At 59.5% G+C, this 18755-nt stretch carries 15 protein-coding genes; 9 read left to right on the top strand and 6 right to left on the bottom strand.

From position 1 onward, the window contains the following. Positions 1-41: 41 nt before the first annotated feature. Positions 42-1322, bottom strand: a complete 1281-nt coding sequence (locus tag R3C19_22990) for a PLP-dependent aminotransferase family protein (protein ID MEZ6063223.1) — start codon at positions 1320-1322, stop codon at positions 42-44. Positions 1323-1637: 315 nt separating this feature from the next. On the opposite strand from R3C19_22990, the gene rplX reads away from it, so the two are divergent. The 8 genes from rplX to R3C19_22950 all read left to right on the top strand — a co-directional run bounded on the left by rplX (position 1638) and on the right by R3C19_22950 (position 10584). Further along, the gene (gene rplX / locus R3C19_22985; GenBank protein ID MEZ6063222.1) at positions 1638-1973 is read left to right on the top strand and encodes a 50S ribosomal protein L24; all 336 of its coding nucleotides are present in this window, start codon (positions 1638-1640) and stop codon (positions 1971-1973) included. A 97-nt stretch (positions 1974-2070) separates the two neighbouring features. After that, positions 2071-3834 (top strand): adenylate/guanylate cyclase domain-containing protein, encoded by a 1764-nt coding sequence (locus R3C19_22980; GenBank protein MEZ6063221.1) that lies wholly within the window; start codon positions 2071-2073, stop codon positions 3832-3834. Positions 3835-3969: 135 nt separating this feature from the next. Then, positions 3970-5034, top strand: a complete 1065-nt coding sequence (locus tag R3C19_22975; protein ID MEZ6063220.1) for a hypothetical protein — start codon at positions 3970-3972, stop codon at positions 5032-5034. Positions 5035-5058: 24 nt separating this feature from the next. Then, on the top strand, positions 5059-5700 hold the full coding sequence (locus R3C19_22970; protein MEZ6063219.1) for a LuxR C-terminal-related transcriptional regulator: 642 nt from the start codon (positions 5059-5061) through the stop codon (positions 5698-5700). Positions 5701-5896: 196 nt separating this feature from the next. Next, positions 5897-6256 carry a LuxR C-terminal-related transcriptional regulator gene (locus R3C19_22965; GenBank protein ID MEZ6063218.1) on the top strand — a complete coding sequence of 120 codons (360 nt, stop codon included), beginning with the start codon at positions 5897-5899 and terminating at the stop codon, positions 6254-6256. Positions 6257-6507: 251 nt separating this feature from the next. Next, complete coding sequence (locus R3C19_22960) at positions 6508-6993, top strand: type VI secretion system tube protein Hcp (GenBank protein MEZ6063217.1); 486 nt, start codon at positions 6508-6510, stop codon at positions 6991-6993. Between the two features lie 437 nt (positions 6994-7430). Next, on the top strand, positions 7431-9455 hold the full coding sequence (locus tag R3C19_22955; protein ID MEZ6063216.1) for a type VI secretion system tip protein VgrG: 2025 nt from the start codon (positions 7431-7433) through the stop codon (positions 9453-9455). Between the two features lie 31 nt (positions 9456-9486). Beyond that, the gene (locus tag R3C19_22950; protein MEZ6063215.1) at positions 9487-10584 is read left to right on the top strand and encodes an FHA domain-containing protein; all 1098 of its coding nucleotides are present in this window, start codon (positions 9487-9489) and stop codon (positions 10582-10584) included. 274 nt (positions 10585-10858) lie between these two features. On the opposite strand, the gene R3C19_22945 is transcribed toward R3C19_22950, so the two are convergent. Together R3C19_22945 and R3C19_22940 are read right to left on the bottom strand one after the other, a co-directional pair. Further along, positions 10859-11914 (bottom strand): TIGR00730 family Rossman fold protein, encoded by a 1056-nt coding sequence (locus tag R3C19_22945; protein MEZ6063214.1) that lies wholly within the window; start codon positions 11912-11914, stop codon positions 10859-10861. Positions 11915-12029: 115 nt separating this feature from the next. Further along, positions 12030-12395 carry an STAS domain-containing protein gene (locus R3C19_22940; GenBank protein ID MEZ6063213.1) on the bottom strand — a complete coding sequence of 122 codons (366 nt, stop codon included), beginning with the start codon at positions 12393-12395 and terminating at the stop codon, positions 12030-12032. A gap of 483 nt (positions 12396-12878) precedes the next feature. On the opposite strand from R3C19_22940, the gene R3C19_22935 reads away from it, so the two are divergent. Then, a complete protein-coding gene (locus R3C19_22935; protein MEZ6063212.1) occupies positions 12879-14588 on the top strand; it encodes a hypothetical protein in 1710 nt (569 codons plus the stop codon). Positions 14589-14663: 75 nt separating this feature from the next. Here R3C19_22935 and R3C19_22930 read toward each other — a convergent pair whose 3' ends face one another. The 3 genes from R3C19_22930 to R3C19_22920 form a co-directional block, all read right to left on the bottom strand. Then, positions 14664-16025: a DUF1501 domain-containing protein gene (locus R3C19_22930; protein MEZ6063211.1), complete on the bottom strand. Its 1362-nt coding sequence runs from the start codon at positions 16023-16025 to the stop codon at positions 14664-14666. 248 nt (positions 16026-16273) lie between these two features. Next, on the bottom strand, positions 16274-16630 hold the full coding sequence (locus R3C19_22925; GenBank protein ID MEZ6063210.1) for a hypothetical protein: 357 nt from the start codon (positions 16628-16630) through the stop codon (positions 16274-16276). A gap of 6 nt (positions 16631-16636) precedes the next feature. Beyond that, on the bottom strand, positions 16637-18463 hold the full coding sequence (locus R3C19_22920; GenBank protein MEZ6063209.1) for an adenylate/guanylate cyclase domain-containing protein: 1827 nt from the start codon (positions 18461-18463) through the stop codon (positions 16637-16639). Positions 18464-18755: the final 292 nt, after the last annotated feature.

The following is an 18755-nucleotide window of genomic DNA, read 5'->3' as shown; positions in this document are numbered from 1 at the left end:
CCCTGGTTTCGGCATCGCGCGTGGCTGCCAGCGGCCGGCGATCAGACATCCACGGCGGCCACGGCGCTGGCAAGGCGTTTCATGCCTTCGCGGATTCCCTTCTCTGACTGCACACCGAAACTCAGACGCATCTGGTGATTCGGCCGGTCATCCGACAGCGGGTAGCTGAGTTCACCGGGCACGTACATGACTTTGTCGACCGTCGTCGCGCGCTGGAACAGATCGCTGTCAAATCCGGTGGCAATGTGTTTCGGCAGCGTCATCCAGACGTACAGACCTCCGTGAGGATGCACCCACGAAACGCCTTCGATTCCGGAAAAGAAATCGTCCGCGGCGTTCAGCATCGTATCGCGTTTTCTGCGATAACCGCCGGTGACCTGCTTCAGATGCTCATCGTAGGCAGGAGACTGCAGCACGCTGGACATCAATTGCTGGTTCAGTTGCGGAGACCCGAAATCCTCATTCCCCTTCAGATCGCAGACCGGCTTGACCAGGTCTTCCGGCAGGACGCCCAGCCCGACGCGTACTCCCGGCGAGAAACTTTTCGAAAACGTTTGAGCCAGAATCACCGTGTCGTGATCGTCGTCGAATGACCAGATGCTGGGCAGCACCGGCCCGTCGTAGCGAAGTTCACGATACGCGGCGTCTTCCAGCAGCAGAATGCGATGATCGCGAGACCACTTCTTTGTGATCCGCAGAAGCTCCGGGCGGCGGTCTTCGCTGACGCTGATTCCCGACGGGTTGTCGTAGTAGCTGACGACATACACCATCCGGACTCGATGAAGCTGGCCTTCGTCGTCGATCTGCTGAAGCTGGCGATCCAGATCTTCCGGGCACATTCCCTGTGCGTCCGCGCGGACCGCCACGGTCCGGGCTCCGACGCCGTCCAGCACTCCCAGATAAACGAAATACGTTGGAGCCGCCACAAGGCAGATGTCACCGGGATCGAACAATGCCCGAGACGTCAGAGCCAGCAACTGCTGCGACCCCGTGGTCAGAACGAATCGGTCCAGCGGCACGTCTTCGACGGCGGGGTTTTCGTCCAGCCGTGCGATGTAGCTGCGGAATGTCTTTCTCAGGAAGTCCGGACCGGGCGTCGTCCCGTACTGCAGCACCTTTCGTCCCGCCGCGTCGGACGTCAGCAGTCCGTTCAGCGTGTTTCGCGCCAGGTCGGCGGGCAGCGTGGCTTCGTCGACAAGGCCCGCAGCCAGCGAGATGCAGTCCACGTTCTCGACAGCCTGCTGCATCAGAAAACTAATCGCCTGCTCCGACGCGGATTGAGCGGAACGGCTAAGCACTAGCGGTTGCTGAACGGTGGCCATGAGATTTGCTTCCAACGTGAGATGCGGCATCGTCGTGAATTCGAGCAAAGATCACAATTGCAGCTCCCGAATGTCCGGGACGCTGCGTGTGCTGCCAAAACCTCCCGAAACGACGGCCGCTGCGACGTCGCGCCGGTTCTTGGGGAATTGTCGAAGTCCGGGCTGTTTTCGTTCCGGACGCGGCCCTGCTTGCCGTTTCCCGTTGCTGCGATTAACGACGGCCTTGATTTTGCCACGGGAAACCGTCATTCTTCCCCGCTTCAAATTTTCGGACCGAGTCCGGTCGCGATGTTTTTCAGGTGAAGAGTCAGGGACATGAAAATCCGCAAGGGTGATACGGTCGAGGTAATTTCGGGCGACGATTCGGGAACGCGGGGCACCGTGTTGTCCGTCGACCGGGCGAAGGGCAAGCTGATCGTCGAAGGCGTCAATCGCGTCTACAAGCATGTTCGTCGAGGCCACCCGAAGAGTCCCCAGGGCGGGCGCCTGCATCTGGAGCTGGCGATCGACGCGTCGAACGTGATGCTGATCTGCCCACAGACCAACAAGCCGACTCGCGTGGGCGTCCGGACGACGAACAACGGCGTTAAGGAACTTTACGCCAAGCGCAGCGGCGCCACGATCCGGCAGCTTTCCCGCGCTGCGAAGTAACGGGAATTGAGCGTTTTCCGGCAGACATTAACAAGGCTGCCGCTCAGTCGAGCGGCAGCCTTTCTTGTTTGCGCAGAGGAATCGTAGAATTGCCGTCATGCACCGGTTGCTCGCGTTTCATCATGGTCGGCAGTTGGATCGTCAGTTCTTGCTGGCCGACGGCAAAACCTATGGTCTGGGTCGATCCGACGACAACGAAATCGCCGCCACCTGGGACGAACGCATCTCCCGCCACCACGTTCAACTGGCATCGACGGAAGACGGTGTGCGGCTGACACAGCATCAGTCGGCGTCAAATCCGGTGTTCGTCGACGGTCGCGATGTGCAGAAAGTCACGCTGCGGCCGGGCCAGTCATTCGTGATCGGAGAATCGCGATTCGAACTGCAGCAGGTGACTCAAAGCGATTCACCCGGCAGCCCGGCCATTCAGCAGATGTCGATTGACCGGCAGCAACTGCAGCGAGTCCGCTACGACGACGCCGACAAACGCATCGAAGTTCTGACCAGCCTGCCGGCAGTGATCCGCGAATCGGGGATTGAACGCGACCTGTTTGTGCGGCTGGCGAATCTGCTGCTGGCCGGCGTGCGAAATGCCGAAGGCGTTGCGATCGTTGCCGTGAAGGAATCGTCCGGAAAGCCGGTGGTTCTGCATCAGGAGCGGCGATTCGAAGCGGCCGGTTCGATTCAGCCAAGCACGCGGCTGGTGACGAACGCGATCGATCAGCAGCGAACGATTCTGCACGTGTGGGACGAATCGGCCGCCACAGACAGCCGCTATACGCAGCACGCCGGGTTCAACTGGGCCTACTGCACGCCGTTCCCGGACGTGACTCTGGATCGAGCGTTCTATGTCACGGGACGCAGTCCGGTGGAAGGTGCTCAGACAAACGAACAGCGACTGCACGCCGACATCAAGTTCACGGAATTCATCGCGGACATCGTCGGTTCATTGCTGCGGCAGCGGCAACTGGAACGTCAGCAGTCGGGACTGCGGCAGTTCTTTTCTCCGCCGGTGCTGGAGGCTTTGGGCGGAGATCTGGACACGTCGATGCTGGAACCCCGCGAATGTGACGTCAGCGTTTTGTTTTGCGACCTGCGAGGATTTAGTCATCGGGCCGAAGAGCAGGCCGACAACCTGACCGGACTGCTGGAACGTGTCAGCCTGGCTCTGGGAGTCATGACGCACCAGATTTTGAGGTTTGGCGGAGTCACCGGCGACTTTCAGGGAGACGCGGCTCTGGGGTTCTGGGGCTGGCCGATATCGTCGGACGAAGCCCCTCTGAACGCCTGTCGAGCGGCGCTGGCGATTCGCGAAGAGTTTGCGCGGGCACATGCCGAGCACGGTCATCCGCTGGCAGACTTCGAAACCAGCATCGGAATCGCTCACGGACGCGCCGTTGCCGGCAAGATCGGGACCAGCGACATGGTCAAGGTCACGGTCTTCGGCCCCGTCGTGAATCTCGCCAGCCGGCTGGAAGGCATGACGCGGGAACTGCACGTCCCGATCCTGATCGACGAACACCTGGAGCAACTGGTACGTGAACGCATGGACCCGTCGGAAGGCCGTGTGCGACGCCTGCTGCAGGTTCTTCCTTACGGAATGGACCGGTCGTTGTTTGTCAGTGAACTGGTGCCGCCGGAATCCCAGCTTCCCCAACTGACTGAGCGGCACCTGGCCGCATTCGAAAAGGGCCTGGACTGCTTCATTCACGGCGACTGGGCGACGGCCTGGCGGCACCTGCACGGAATGCCGGCGGATGATCGTGCTCAGGATTATCTGGCCATGCTGATTACTCAGCACGACCGCACGGCTCCGGCGGACTGGGATGGGATTGTGCGGATGAAGAAGCGAGGCGGCTGACCACTGCTTTCGGGAAATTGCCGGATTACCGCTGACTCACGGGATAGGTTTTGCAGAATGGCGGACGTAACGGTGTGAAGACGCCATTCTGTTTCGTGAACGAATCTTGTTGGTCAGGGCTTCGGAAGTAACGGCATGTCATCAACAGACGCTTCCACGGGCGCCGGAAACAGTCAGAGCGGCGACAGCGAAAAGCGCGAACTGGTTCTGGATATCACCCAGTTCGTGCTCGACATCGTGGGAATCTTCGAACCCACTCCGTTCGCCGACGGTTCCAACGCGCTGATTTCCGTGGGACGCGGTGATTGGTGGGGTGCGGTGCTGAGCGCCGCCAGCATTCTGCCGTACGTGGGGGATTTCGCCAAGCTGGGGAAAATACCGAAATATTCTCGTACAATCCGTCGGGCGATCGAGTTGGCGAAGTCCGACGCGAAGTTCGCCGATGAAATCCGCCCGGCTCTGAAGAAGCTGAAGTCGCTGCTGGATGATGTCCCCGTCGGATCATTGCCCGATGGACTGAGGCAGATTCGCGATGACCTTGGGCGCTTCCTGAAGGGATCCTCCAGTGTCTCCGGGCCGGTCACGCGAGCCATGCAGTCGTTGCCCGGCAACCTGAAGGCCGGTTTTCTGCAGGCGATGCAACTGCCTCCTCTGAAGAATCCAAGGCAGCTTCGAAAACGTCCGGGGCCGGTCGCCGAAGATTCGCTGCTGGCCGAACTGGCGAAGAAGGGCTTTGTGCAGATCAAGTCCGGCACACACAGCGCTAAGAAGACGACGGAAAACAGCGACATCTACATCCGCCGCGTTGTCGATGGCGGCAAGCAGTACTTCGAAGCGATCCGGGTGGACCGAAAATTCGGCGGCGGAGTCACTCAGCGGTTTTCAAAAACAAAAAGCGGTCTGCCCGTCAGCCCCGGCGATATCCAGCGACAGGCGTCCGGATTCCGCCGCACGCACAACACGCTTGGCAGCACTTCGACGCGCGCCGGAGTCGCTCAGGGAGGCGGTCGCACGATGTCGCCGGCCGATCACAACCGCATGGTCAACGAACTGCAGCAGGGTGCCGGCAAGGGCGAATTTTCGCACTGGCACCACGAACGGATCCCGGCAACCCCCGAAAAGCTGGCTCAGTACCTTCAAAAGCCGGTAAAAGGCACAATGAAGTTCGATAACGTCGGACAGCTTGTGGAGACGTGGTAATTTTCGCGGCCGGAATCGCCCGCCATGCATGACGAGTTTTGGTTGATTCTGAAGAGCCAGCCCGGAGTCGGCATTCTGATCATTGATGTCGACGGACTGGTTCTGTTCTGCAACGAACAGTCTCGCCAGATTTACTATGGCGACAATTTCAATCCGGTCGGCATGACGATCGAAGAAATCGAGGGACCGGAGTTCGCCGCCGAACGAATGCCCGCGATTCGCACAGTGGTGGATTCCGGCAAACCCGTCGTCATCCGCCATATTCGCGGCGGACGCCACACGGAAGCCATGATCTGGCCGATGCAGCCCGTCGAAGACCGCAAGCCCCGCGTGCTGGCCGTCACGCGGCAGTCGCTGGAGGAAGTCGCGGACGACCGGCAGTACCAGTTGATCGATTCACAGCTTGTGGACCTTGGTCCGCTCGATTCGCTGACACGGCGGGAACTGGAAGTTCTGGCCCTGATCGGCCACGGTGTACCTCAGAAGACGGTGGCTCGCCAACTTGGCGTGGCTCAGCGAACTGTGGAGCGATATCGGTCGGATATCGCTCGCAAGCTGAACATCAACTCCATCGCGGACGCCGCTCGAATCGTGCAGGTCGCGGGGCTTGACGTGGAGGACGCCCGGCTTCCGCGATTGCATCGCTGGCGAACGAACGACGACTGACCTGACCGGTTTCCTCGTCCGAAGCCGCCTTCGCGCTGATCGCGGCGAATCGGAACGCCATGTCGGAAACCCGTCATGCATGTACACCTGCGCCGCCCTAGACTCGCCGAACGGCTAACCGGGTGAGCACGCAGACTCAGAAGTCTGCCCGTGTGGGTTTCCGGAATGACAGAGTACAAAGAAAGGACAGGGCCAGGTGAGCACGGTAAATGACTGGACGGAAACAGCGTCGGCAGAAGCAGGGGAAACCGGCAACACAACATTGCTGAGTCCTCCGCCGGAAATCAGTATTCCTCTGCTTCTGAAGGTTCAAACTCAGGCCATCAGCCGCCTGGAACAGCTTTCCGCCCGGGAGTTCGATGTATTGAGGCTGGTGGTCGCCGGACTGCCCAACAAGTCGATCGCGTATGAGCTGCGGATCAGCGCGAAGACAGTGGAAAAACACAGAAGCCGCCTCTCGAAGAAACTCGGAGCCGGCAGCCTGCCCGACCTTGTGCGGGTCTGGTTTCAGGCCTGTCCGCAGGATCTGTGTGAAGACGCCATCGCCACAGAATAGCCGGCGAGGATTCGTGGTGCAGCGGTCGCCTGCGTCCGTCATTCGCTGCGTCCACCCGCATTCGCAGGCGCGTGCCGCGCGACCATGTTCAGGCAGCGGTCACTTTTCGTGTTTTCTGCTTAATTCCACGCAACCGCCCGACGCGATCGCGGAAAATACCGGTACGTTCGACGGAAATGGCCGTTCGAGCGGACAGGAAGTGAATGCAACGCCTGCGTATCCGAATCAACGAAAACTGAGGGAGAGCTGAAATGCCCGCGTATCTGAAACTTGGCGATGTCAAAGGAGAAGCGACGGACTCCGGCCACAAGGACTGGATCATCATTCAGTCAATGAGTTCGCCGATTTACCGGTCGATCCCCGAAGGCGCGAAAGACCACCAGCGCACCAAAGGGGAAACGACTCTGGGTGACATTGCCATCGTTCGGGAACTGGACAAGTCCTCGACCAAGCTGCAGGAAGCCTGTGCCAACGGGACGTTCTATCCGGAAGTGGAAATTCATTTCTGCTCAACCGTCGGTAATAAGCAGGAACCGTACCTGAAGTACCTGCTGAAGAACGTGATTGTCAGCACCTACGGGTTCCACGGTAATTCGTCGGGCGATCCGCTGCCGAGCGAGGAAATCACGCTGGGCTACACGGAAGTCGAGTGGACGTACGTCACAATCGATCCAAAGACGGGCAAGCCGGTCGGCAGCGTGCCCGGTAAGTACAATCCGGGCGCCGGAAAAAGCTAGAACGCTGCCGGGAAGTTGTGCAACGCCGCGTTCCTCGGTTCGCCAGGGGCGCGGAGGATTGCCGCTGGCACGCCTCACGAGGGCGCGGGACGGCGATCTCATGGACGTGCCGGGGCAACCGGTTCCCGCAACCTCGTGCCGGGAGTCTGCATGTTCCCGTTTCGGCAGCAAAGCAACTGCGGAAGAACATTTCCACGTCGCCGGTTTTTTGACACGCTGTGGCTCTTCTGCGTTACGGGATCGACTCAGACCTCGTATCGTACGCGGGGCTGCGGCGTTTTTTGTGCCCGCACAAGTCGTACGACAGTGCTGATGTCGTTCGACCGGCCCGGATCATCGAATCGCCGGGTCACTGTACATTCGTCATCGTGCCGCATACGAATTCGTCGCATTGAACACCGCTAACGGTTTATCAGGACAGTAGCAGGAATCGACACATGGCCACCTACACACAGGACGATCGTCCGATCAGCGTTGAAACTCCGTTGGGAAAAGACGCGCTGTTGCTGAACGCGTTCTCCGGCGAAGAACGCATGTCCGGCCTGTTCAGTTTCTCGCTCGACATGCTGTCTCCCATCGGCGGACACAAGGCCGCTGATATCGTCGGGCACGCGATCGACTTCCAGGTTCGCGACGCGGAGGGCACGGAACGCTGGTTCAACGGCGTCGTGAATTCCTTCAGCTACAACGGCCAGGGAGACCGCCTGCATATCTACAAGGCTCACGTGGTGCCGTGGCTGTGGTTTCTGACTCGCAGTTCCGACTGCAAGGTGTTCTCCGAAATGGACGTTCAGACGATCGTGACGAACGTGCTGCAGGAGCTGGGTTTTTCTGACTTCATGTTCGACCTGAAACGCCCTCCGGAAGTACGCACCTACTGCGTACAGTATCGTGAAACTCATTTTGACTTCGTGACTCGCCTGCTGGCCGAAGAAGGGATCTTCTACTACTTCAAGCACGAAAAAGGGAAGCACAAACTGGTCATGACGGACCACGTCAACGGCGTCTATGACTGCCCGGAAAGCGAAGTGCAGTTGCTTTCGAACCTGTCCGCGCCCGAGATCACCGATCAGTTGAGTTCGTGGAGCCACGACTACGAGTACGTGTCCGGCAAGTGGGCACACACGCACTATGACTTCGAAAACCCGTCGTCTTCGCAGTTGAAGCAGACAAACGGGCTGGTGTCGGTGAAGGACAACTCGAAACGGGAATTCTTCGACTATCCCTACGCCGGGCACTATGGCAGCTTCGGCGGTGGTGAAGCTCTGGTCAAGCTGCGGATGGAGCAGGAAGAATCCGCCTACGAAACGATCACCTGCTCGAGCGATCGCCGATCATTTTCTCCCGGCGGACGATTCACCGTCACAAAGCATCACAATTCCGCGGAAGCGGGAAGCAAGTGGTATCTGACCGTTGTGCAGCACCACGCCAGCCTAGGCGGCAGCTACGTGTCCGGCGTCGCGCACGACGAAAACGTCTATCACAACAACTTCAAGGCAATGCCGGACAATGTCGTGTTTCGACCTGCGGGAGGAACTCAGAAACCACGCGTGTTCGGTCTGCATTCGGCAGTGGTTGTCGGACCCAGTGGTGAGGAAATCTACACGGATGAATACGGACGCATCAAAGTTCAATTCCACTGGGATCGCTACGGCGCGAAGGACGACAAGAGCAGTTGCTGGGTTCGCGTGGCCACACCGTGGGCCGGTGAACAGTGGGGGATGGTGCACATTCCACGAATCGGTCAGGAAGTCCTGGTGGACTTTCTGGAAGGCGACCCCGACCGGCCGGTCGTGATGGCATCCGTTTACAACGCCGAACAGATGCCGCCGTACGGTTTGCCGGACAACAAGACTCAGTCCGGTATCAAGTCCCGCAGCTCAAAGGGCGGCGCTGCGGCCAACTTCAACGAGATCCGCTTTGAGGACAAGAAGGGCGCGGAGCAGATCTACATGCACGCGGAACGGAACCTGGACACCGTCGTTGAAAACAACGAAACCCGAAAAGTCGGCTTCGATGACAAGGAAGACGGCAATCAGGACATTGAAATCTACAACGACCAGAATCTGAAGGTCGGTAAGGCCGGATGCAAGGCCGGCAGCCAGACCGTAGACATTTACAAGGACCGCACGGTCACGATCGAAACGGGCAACGACACGCTGAACATCAAATCCGGCAACAGCACGACAACGCTCGACAAGGGCGATATGACCATCACACTGAAGATGGGCAATCTGACTCAGAAGATTAACATGGGCAAGTCTACACAGACGGCCATGAAGTCCATCGAACTCAAGTGCGGAGCCAGCAGCATCAAGCTGGAACCTGCGAAAATCACAATGAGGTCGATCGAGATCGATATCAACGCATCCGTCCAGTTGAAGGCCAAAGGTAGTGCCATGGCGACGTTTGAGGCTGGCGGAATGAATGCTGTCAAAGGCGGCCTGGTCAAGATCAACTGATAACAATCTGCAGCAGTCAAGGAATCGCAGCATGCCCGTGTTTCTGAAAGTCAAAGACGGTGATCGCTTCCGGGATGTCGCGGTGCTCGTCCCCGGAGAACCTGTGACGATCGGCCGAACGGATGTCTGCGATCTGAACTTCCCCGAAGATCTGCAGATGTCCAGCCGGCATGCTTCCGTGGAACTGCGGGACGACACCTGCGTCATCAAAGACCTGGGAAGCACGAACGGCACGCGTCTGAATGAGAAGCCGATTGAAACCGCGGAGGTCTCAGCGTCGGATGTTATCCGATGCGGCGGCACCGAATTCGCCGTGGAATGGTCAACGGAAGGGCCCTCGATCGTCGGCGCGGAAGTTCCGTCTGCAGCGGGCGGTGAGTTGCCGGAATCCGGACCCGTACACGATCACCCTGCGGAGCCCATTCTGCGGCCAAAGAAGACGCAGCCCGGTGGTTCAGAAAAACACGCGACCTTCGTCGAAGGGGCTCACGCTCCCGCTCCTGCCGCTGTAGCCGTGGCGGAGGCGGAACCGGAACCTGGTGAGCACCTGAATCAGATCCGCGGCTTTACCGGCGAAACGGCCGCCGAGATCATCGAACGCTTTAAGGTGCCGCCGGATGCGCTGCCCTTCATGCCGGACGAAGGCGAACCGCCGGAAGAATTCACGCAGAGACTTCTGAACACTCAGGAACCGACCGCGTCACTGACATTTCTTGCCAGCGCGCTGCCGAAACGATGCGCGGTCTGGTGGCTGATCGAATGCGTACGGCAGTCCGAATGCATCAAGTCGGACGCCGATGGCCCCATGCTGGCAGCCGCTGAAAAATGGGTCAAAGAACCATCAGTGGAAACACGCCGCTTTGCCTATCAGCTTGCCGAAGAACTTGAGATGAGTACGCCGGCGTCCTGGGCGGGTGTGGCAGCGTTCTGGTCCGATGGAAGCATGGCTCCGCCTGAGGCGCCGCCCGTTCCGGCTCCCGAACATCTGACAGGAGTGGCGGTGAATGGAGGCGTTTCCATCGCTGCCCTGGATGATCCCGAAAATGCATGGAAACGCCAGCAGGCGTTCACGGAGTTGGGCCTGAAGATCGCTGCTGGCGAATCGACCTGGGAAGACGAGTCGGCATAGCGGATCTCTCAAACGCAATGCGGTTCCGTTTTTCCGCTCGCGTTCCATTTCTGCATCCGCCTGCGCAGCACGTCCACGCCGAAGCGGCGTTCAGCCGCTTGACGCGTTTACGGTGTCCGCGCAACTCGCCTGTTGCCAGCGATCTGTGCGCAGAACCCGCTTCCGCACATCGCTCCACTTGTGCGACTTCTCCCTGCCGCTGCGCTGAGAGGGGTGGTTCCACATTGCTCGCCTCCCGGCCGAAGGTCAGCGGTGTTGATGGGCACTGCAACGTTCAGTGTTCCAATTCGCTGTTCAGCAGGTCGACCATTTCTCTCAGGCGGCTGACAGCTTTGCGGTTGAAGACGAAGGAGATGCGCGGGAGTTCGCACAGGTGTTCATCGTCGGCTTCCAGACGGTGAACGTCCGCTTTCTCAATCCTGCCGGATGCCACGACGTCGGCGAATTCGTCGTTCAGGCGTTCGATCATTTCGTCCGGCGGTTCAACGTGCAGGCGAAGAACCAGCCGGTCACGCACAAATCGCATGCTGTTGTAGACGCTGTAAAACCCGATAACTTCGTCAACGGCTTCTTCCACGTCGTCGGTGACTTTGAACAGCGACATATCGCTGGGCGACAGCATGCCCTTGTCCAGCAATTCCGTCTTGATGTAGTCACGCCAGCGAGACCAGTAAGTGCCGCCGGGTTCGTCCAGCATGACGATCGGCATGAGGTCTCGTTTTCCGGTCTGCACCAGAGTCAGCGATTCAAAGGCTTCGTCCTGCGTGCCGAAACCGCCGGGGCAGCAGACGATGGCGTGGACTTCCTTGACGAACAGCAGCTTGCGAGTGAAAAAGTATTTCAGGTTCACCAGCTTCGAATCACCGGCGATGACGGGATTGGCTTCCTGTTCGAAGGGCAGCAGAATATTCAGCCCCATCGCCATCCTGCGGCCGCTGCCGACGTGAGCGGCTTCCATGATTCCGCTGCCGGCTCCCGTGACAACCATCCAGCCTTCACTGGCCATTCGCCGGCCATATTGTTCGGCCTGCTGCCATGACGCCGCATCACGCTCTGTTCGTGCGGACCCGAACACGGTGACCTTGCGGTCTCTGCGATAGGGTGAAAACACCTTGAACGCATATCGCAGCTCGCGCAGGGCGCGGCTGAGAATCTTCAGATCGCCTCGAGCCGCTCCGTCCGCGGCCAGCTTGTCCGCGGTCGCTTTGATTTCGTCGATCAGCTCCGAGTGCTGCCGAAGCTCCGTGACGTGTTCGATGACTTCCGTTTCGGACGCGTGAGGATGGCGGAGATGTTGTCGTTTCTCGTCCAATGGTCTTGTGGCCTCCATGCGGCGACTCAGGAATGAATCGATGGGATGTGTGCCACTGGCTTTGCCAGTGCCCACCAGCCCTGAAGACACTGGCACAGCCAGTGGCACACATCAGGATGCAATCGACATGGCTCTAACTGTCGATCGCCTGCAGGGCTTCGGGGCGAGTTTCGTAGATGGCCCAGATGGTGTCGAGCGCGGTGATCTTGAGCAGTTCGCGGGCCATTTCGTTCGCTCCGCACAGAACCAGCTCGCCGCCGCGTTTCTTGACGAACTTATGGCACCGCAGCAGCAAAGCCAGGAAGACCGAACCGAAATACCCGACTCGCGTCAGGTCCACAACGACCATCGGGACGTCCTGGGCAACCAGCGGCTCCATAATGACGTCGGCCGCCTGTTCGACGAGATCCCACTGCAGCGATTCGACGTTCGACGCCGGGATCACAACAACTGTGTTCCCGTGCCATTCCAGTTCGAAACTTTCCAGCACTTCTGACACGGTTCCTGCCCTTCATTCCGAAAAATGCATTTTCCAAAACGCGAACTCGCTGATGCTCGCCGAATCAGACTGTCAACATGACGCGGAAAACAGTAGCACATTTTTTCAGGCGACGGAATTCCGATGGATCGCACGAAGAATCGCGGCGGGCGGTGCAGGCGCAGATCGTGCTTGCCGTGGCGATGGACGCGTGCCGGCACAGCGGAATTCGTCCCCGGAGTCGCCGCCGATGAAAAGCCGCGGCAGGCAGGAACCGGACCTCCGGCACCGCGGCTTTCGCAGTTCGAGTGACGTCGGCAACGGTCGGGTGCGTATAATCCCATGTGGTCGTCCTGGAAAACTGGTGTCGGAGATCACTGCACGGTCCGGCGGCGGATCGCGGAATGCTTCGTAACCAACGGGACAGCACAGACCGCAACTTTTCTGATTCCAGGCTGGCGTTGATCGTCTGCCTTCCCAATTCACACACAGGCCTGATCGCTCATGACCGACCGCAGCAGCAACCCGCATCGTGGCGGAGTGATCCACACCTACCAGAAATACGATCCGGCGAAGTTTCCGTCTCCCAGCCAGCCGCCGCCGGATGTCGTGTCGCCCGTTTTTGAACACCTGCTGCACTGGGGTTCGATGCGGGAACTTTCCGAAGAAGAACTCGCCAACGCCATTCGGCTTGATCCCGCTCAGTTTGCCGGCCTGGGTCCGTCGCTGGAGCAGTTGATCGCAATGCTTGAAGAACGCAAGCGGCGGATTCTGGAGAAGTACGAAACGAAAGCCGCCCGAAAGTCCGCAGCCAGGCAGTTCGCCGAGGCCGCTCGCGCCGCGCGACCGTCGGGCAAGCTGAATAAGACCTTTCAGCGCGCCGTCAGCGACGAACAGATTTACCAGCTTGAGCACCTCTGGTACCAGGCGGAACGGTCCGACCCGCGTTTCGCCTCACAACTGCTAAGGCTGATGGAAACTCTTGGTCAGAAGTATCAGGTCGACCACCTTGCCTCCGCGTACGAATTCACCGGCCGGGAATCGATGTCCGTTCCTCGGGCCATTGAGGTCCTGGACGAACTGAAAACCATCGACGAACTTCTGAAACAGCTCGAAGATGCCGGCGAGACCGCTCAACTGGCCGTCATCGATCTTCAGGAACTTTCGGAGTTCACTGATCCGGAGGCGGTTGAAAACCTGCGGAAGTTTCAGGAACAGGTCCAGCAGTATCTGAAGGACCTGATGGAAGGCCAGGGTGTCACGGACAAATCCGGCAAAGTTCATCTTTCGCCAAAAGCGTACAAGCTGTTTCAGGGAAAGCTGCTGGATCGAATCTTCAGCAACATGGAAGCGTCACGTTCCGGTCGCCATCAGGGACCGATCGATGGTGAGGGAGCTGTCGAAACGCAGAAGACGAAGCCCTACGAATTCGGCGATTCCGTCGCGCAGATGGATATTCCTCAGACGATGATCAACGCCATGCTGCGTCAGCGCGATGAACGACCAATCCGGCTGCGTCAGGACGACATCGAAATCCACAAGACCCGCAACAACCCCAAATGTGCAACGGTCGTTGTGATGGACATGAGCGGCTCGATGCGCTACGACGGACAGTACGTCAACGTCAAACGGATGGCCCTGGCGCTGAACGGTCTGATCACAACCGAATATCCGGGTGACTTTCTGCGGTTTCTGGAAATGGCCACGTTTGCCAGACCCGTGCCGCCAGGCGACGTGATTTCTCTGATGCCGAAGATTCCCACGCTGAACAATCCTGTCGTGAAACTGCATGCCGACATGAGCAATGAAGCGGCCAGCGAATATCACATTCCTCCCCACTTCACGAACATCCAGCACGGACTGCAGATGTCGCGTCAGTTTCTGTCGCTGCAGGACACGCCCAATCGCCAGATCATCCTGATTACGGACGGACTGCCGACCGCTCACTTTGAAGGAAGCGAACTGTTCATGCTGTATCCGCCCGATCCCCGCACGGAAATCGCGACGATGCGGGAAGGCATGCTGTGTACTCGCGAAGGAATCACGATCAACGTGTTCCTGCTTCCCAGTTGGTCACAGTCGCACGAAGACGTGCAGTTCGCTCACCGCCTGGCGGAAGGCACGGGCGGGCGAGTGTTCTTTACGGCCGGCCGCGACCTGGACCGCTATGTGATCTGGGACTACGTCAACCACCGCCGCGAGATCGTGGGGTAGCGGCGCGATCAGAAAACCGCCAATCACAGTTCCGCGCCGCGATCTCACGCGAACAGCTCGAAATGTCCGCCGCGATCAGACCAGTTCCGGCAGCGGCCGGGCTCCGTCGGGAACCAGGTATTGCGGACGGCCCTGCAGATCGGTCACCGTTGCGGTTTCGACATCGATGCCCAGGTTGTGGTACATCGTGGCAAACAGTTCGCCGAACGTCACCGGCCGTTCGATCGGTTCCGCGGCCAGTCGATCCGTGGCTCCGATTACCTGACCGTTTCTCATGCCGCCACCGGCCAGCAGGGCAAACGACACCGTCGGCCAGTGGTCGCGGCCGACCTGGCTGTTGACTTTCGGTGTGCGGCCGAATTCGCCCCAGATGCCGACGGTGACGTGCTTATCCAGGCCGCGGTCGTGCAGATCATCCAGCAGCGCGGACAGAGCCTTGTCGAAAGCCGGCAGATCTTCGCGCTGACGGTTGAAGATGGTTCCGTAGGAGCCGCCGTGCCAGTCCCACTTGCTGTAATTGACGGTCACGATCCGTGCTCCCGCTTCGATCAGCCGTCGTGCCGTCAGGAAACTTTGCGGTACTCGCGGCGCTCCGTTTTCGTCGATGTGGATCGTCGGATCGCCGGTTCCGTAGCGTTCGCGAACCTGCGGGTCTTCGCGGGACAGGTCGAGTGCTTCGGCCAGTCGGGACGATGTCAGCACTCCCATCGCCTGTTCGGTAAACGTGTCCATGCCCGTCATCATGCCGCTGGCGTCAATGTCGCGACGGCACCTGTCCAGCGCGGACAGCAGCGAGCGGCGGTCGTCCAGACGATCGTGAGTAATGCCGTTCAGAACCATGTCGTGCCGCGTCGGTCCCATCGGTCGAAACGCGGAGTACGACGGTCCCAGAAACCCCGGTCCGGGTTCGTTGTACGGGCCGTGAGTCGTTGTGTAGCAAAGACTGACGTAGGGCGGCACGCTGGATTTGATCGGTCCGACGAGCTTTGCCGCGGATGCTCCGAACGTCGGCCAGCCGCCGCCGGGAACCTGTACTCGCTGGTCGCGACCCGTGAAGCTCTGATAGGCGTCGTGTTCGGGCTGAGCGTCGCAGATGGACCGGATAACCGTCATCCGATCCATCATTTTCGCCAGCCGCGGCATGTGTTCGCAGATTTCAATTCCCGGCACATTTGTCGGAATCGGACGGAACTCGCCAGCGTATTCCGCCGGAGCATTCGGCTTCAGGTCGAACATATCCTGATGGGGAGGACCGCCGACCAGATAGATCATGATGATGGCTTTGTCCGACCCGCGAATCCCCGCCTTCGCTTCGAGTTCCATCAGATTGGCGAGCGACAGTCCGGCGCCGAGTCCGCCGACCTTCAGAAAATTTCGACGTGTGACGCCGTCGCAAAAGGAACGGCAGCGATCAGGTCTTCCGGGAATCGTCAGCATCAGGCAGGTCCTCGTCGATGCATGGGAACTTCGAGGAAAGGCGGGTGAGAACCGGAGTATCTCAAAAGCCCGCAGATTCCACCACTACAAAGCAGGATTGTCGTACGACGCCGCTGGTTACGGTCACTCCGATTCCGCCCGGCGAAGTCGCCATCTGCCGGCGGCCTGAAAAGTGACGCTTTTGAGTCCGATGTTTCAGCATCGCTTTCGCTTTCGAGGCACTCCCGAATTTCGATCTGTCGTTCAATTCACGTGATGCCGCCGATTCGGTGAAAAGGAAAGCGGCGACAAGTCGCAGCACTCCAAAGACTTCGGTCGGTGCTCGGATCGGACGATGCCGAGACTCCGAGTCCGCTGCTGTCGACCGCCGGATTCGGCGGTGCTCCTGGCGGCTGAAACGAGTTGGTGAAGAACAATGCGAACGTTCCGAAGCCGGCGCCGCAGAGTCCCATCAGGCCGTACAGCAGATTCAGAATACCGAAGACGGTGACGGCGGTGGGCTGCGTTATGTCTCGCGTTTCGGCAACACCGGTGCTTGCTGGAGCCCGATACGGGTTTTGCTCCGCGGATCGAAAATCGTCGCCGTCCATTCGAACCTGCTCCACGCTGCTCTATTTCGTGCTGAGCCGGATGAACTGGGTGTGTTCGGTTGGGGGAGCCTCCTTTCGTCGCGCGATCTCCGTCAGCAGAAACTTCGCGGGACCGTCGGTCGCACCCTTGGGAAGCGACGCCGTCAGTTCGTTCAGAATGTCCGCTGCGACGTCGAGGCGGCCGCATTCGAACTGCTTCACGGCATCTTCGAACAGGCGAATGTTGCGTTCCGAATGAATCACGCTGTCCGGTGCAAAGCATTCGAAAAGTTCCACCGGACATTCAAGTCCGGCCACCTGGAAGCGTCCCAGCCTTCTGGCGGGCGGTCGCGGGATGTCGAAGCGGTCCATCGTCTGCCCCGACAGCAGCACGTCGGCGCCCAGTTGCTTCGTCAGCCCTTCGATTCTGCTGGTCAGGTTGACGGTTGAACCGCGGGGCCCGTACTTGACTCGCCGCGTGCCACCGACGTTGCCGACCAGTGCCTTGCCGGTGTGAATGCCGATGCCGATCCGCAGTGTCACGTCGACTTTCGATGCCCATTTCCGGTTCAGTTCGCACAGTCGCTGCTGAATTCGGCCGGCACACTCCAGAGCCAGGCGGTGGTGATTTGGCTGGTCCAGCGGAGCGTTCCACATCGCGGCGGCACCATCGCCGTAGAAGTCGATGATGACACCGCTGGAGCTCATGACGGATTCCACGACACCGTCCATTACGCCGGACATGATTTCGTAGGTCAGCTTCGGGTCCAGCCGTTCGGAAAGTCTGGTGAAGCCGCGAACGTCGCAGAACAGGACGGTGATTTCCCTTTCCGAAGCTTCCAGCACGCGGGGATTGTTCTGCAGCTCGCGAACGATTTCGGCGGAGCAGAAGTCTTCGAACTGAACCTGCAGGCGAGCGGCTTCGCTTTCCTTTTTCGCGCGAGCCAGGCCGGTCGCCGCGGACGCAGCCAGTAGCTGAACCAACTGAGCCTCAACTTCGGAGATACCGATCTTGTTCAGATCCGTCGATCCTCCAACGGCGCGCGTGGCATCGAACAGCCGTGCGCCGTACAGCACGCCCAGCACGGAATCGTCTGTCGCCAGAATCGGCGATGCCACGACCGCGGTCAGCGACATCAGGCTCTGCACGGCACCCAGGTCGTCCAGCGGTTCATAGAACGTCCGCACCTGTTCGCAGACCTGCTGCACGATCGTGCTGCTGTATTCCGCCTGATCTTCGCGGACTCCGCTGACGGCCTGCAGCTTCCAGTCGCCGTTTTCCCGAAGCAACACGACTCCGTAGTCAAGCCCCATCAGTTGCACCATGGCATCGGCAATTTCACGATAAAAGCCGGCGGACCCTGCTGCCGACCGCTGCACCGAAACCAGGGCTTCGAACCATTCGATCAGGTTGTCGACGTTGAACGTACCGGTCGCTTCCCGCCGGATTCTCAGATAGCGGGTTGCTGACCGGGGGTCGCGGCCAACGATACGCAGGCGATCCCCCTGCAGGTGTTCGTCGAGCATGATCGTGCCGCTCAGCCCGCCGCTGACTTCCACGTCAACGTGCAGCCGTGTGGCTCCCACCGTCATTTCCAGCGGAGTCTTGATCGATAACCGCCCCTGCGGAGTTACCGTTCGGCCGGAATCCAGCAAGAGCGGAACGCGGCTGCTGAGATTTTCGATCAGCAGCCTGCCGTCGTTTTCCTGGGACAGACGCATCTGCAGCCGGGAGCAGAATTCGTCAATCAGTCGGACGGCTTTCACGCCCTCGGAATCGTCCACTCGCCGTCCGAGCAGAACGGTGTATCCGGGGCCGACTTCAAACGATTCACTTTGCCGGTCGTTTTCAATTTGGATGCGAAGCATCGGCGATCTTTTGCGGCGGAAGTGACAGTTGAGCGAACGGCCGGCCGTAAGTCGTTGCTCGCTGAGTCGCCTTCGGGAACCACGCGACTGGCGGAGTGGATTCAATGCCCGACGACCGCCTGACAGAAAGAAACGGAGTCCCGGGAACCGCGTTCTGTCTGCGTTCGTATAGTGGAAAACCCTGCGGTCACACGGAAGTCTGTTCGGTGGAAAATGCCGCGCCGACCGGCCATTTAGCGATCCATTGAGATCAAACCGTCCAGTCTGACAGAAGTCAACGGTCTGTGGAACT

It is taken from the genome of Planctomycetaceae bacterium, assembly GCA_041398785.1.
Taxonomy (GTDB): domain Bacteria; phylum Planctomycetota; class Planctomycetia; order Planctomycetales; family Planctomycetaceae; genus JAWKUA01.
This window is presented reverse-complemented; position numbering and strand designations above follow the sequence as displayed.